Origin of the sequence: Rathayibacter sp. AY1G1, assembly GCF_002932095.1 — a bacterium.
Classification (GTDB): Bacteria; Actinomycetota; Actinomycetes; order Actinomycetales; family Microbacteriaceae; genus Rathayibacter.
In genome coordinates, this window is sequence record NZ_PSUZ01000060.1 from 1 (window position 1) to 1,556 (window position 1,556).

Below are 1,556 nucleotides of genomic sequence, written 5' to 3' on the forward strand. Positions count from 1 at the left end.
AGCGACCTGTGGTGGCGCACCGCCGTCTTCTACAACCTCGACGTGAAGACGTTCATGGACTGGGACGACGACGGCGTCGGCGACCTCGAGGGCCTCGTCCACCGGATCGACTACCTGGCCGAGCTCGGCGTCAGCTGCCTCTGGCTCGCGCCGTTCTACCGGTCCCCCGGCCGCGACAACGGCTACGACATCAGCGACTTCTACGGAGTGGACGAGCGCTTCGGGCACCACGGCGACGTCGTCGAGGTGATCCGGACCGCCCACGACCGCGGGATGCGTGTGATCGTCGACCTCGTCGTCAACCACACCTCGGACCAGCACCCCTGGTTCCAGGCCGCCCGCTCCTCTCGCGACAGCCCGTACCGCGACTACTACGTCTGGCGCGACGAGCCGCCCGCCGACCAGCCCGCGAACGTGTTCCCGGACGCGGAGGACGGCGTCTGGTTCCGCGACGAGGAGGCGGGCCAGTACTACCTGCACCACTTCTACCGGCACCAGCCCGACCTCAACACCGAGAACCCGGCCGTGCGCGACGAGATCGCGAAGCTCATCGGATTCTGGCTGCAGCTGGGCGTCGACGGCTTCCGGGTCGACGCGGTGCCGTACCTGATCGAGCCCGGCGAACGCGACGAGCACGAGTGGCTGCGCCTGCTGCGCCGCTTCGTCTCGCGGCGCTCCGGCGAGGCGATGCTGCTGGGCGAGGTCAACGTGACCCGCGAGGAGCAGCTCGGCTTCTTCGGCGGCGAGGACGCGGACGAGCTGTCGATGCAGTTCGACTTCATCGGCAACCAGCGCCTCTACCTCGCGCTGGCCCGGGAGGAGGCGGCGCCTCTCGTCGAGGCGCTCGCGAGCCGCCCCGAGATCTCCGTCGGCAGCCAGTGGGCGAACTTCGCGCGCAACCACGACGAGCTCACCCTCGACCAGCTGAGCGACGACGAGCGCGACGAGGTCTTCGCGGCGTTCGCTCCGGAGCAGTCGCAGCGGATCCACGGGCGCGGCATCGTCCGCCGCCTCCCGCCGATGGTCGACGGCGACCCGCGCCGCGTCCGCCTGGTCCACAGCCTCGTCTTCTCGCTGCCCGGGACCCCGGTGCTCTACTACGGCGAGGAGATCGGGATGGGCGAGAACGCCGACATCCCGGGCCGCAGCGCCGTGCGGACCCCGATGCAGTGGAGCAGCGCTGCCAACGGCGGGTTCTCGCGCGCCGACGCCTCCGACCTGATCGCCGCCCCTCCCGGCGGCGGCTTCGGACCCGAGCACGTGAACGCGGCCGCGCAGCTCCAGGATCCGGACTCGATCCTGGCCCACGTGAAGGGCCTCGCCTGGCTGTACCGGCGGTCGCCGGAGATCGGCTGGGGCGAGTACACGCACCTCCCCTGCGACGAGCCGAGCGTGCTCGCGCACCGGATGTCCGCGTCGACCGGCACGACCGTCGCGGTGCATAATCTGGCGTCGAACCCGCGCACGGCGGACCTGACGCTCCCCGACACCCCCGCCGGGGCGCGGCTGGTCGACTCCCTCGGCGGCGAGTCGCTCCCGCTCGACGAGGACGGCGC

The 1,556-nt window shown here is 71.4% G+C and carries 1 protein-coding gene; it reads left to right on the forward strand.

Features of this window, described 5'->3' with window-relative positions:
- Positions 1-1,556 (forward strand): alpha-amylase family protein (locus C5C36_RS17195; protein ID WP_104310115.1); only part of this gene is annotated, 1,556 nt, incomplete at both ends.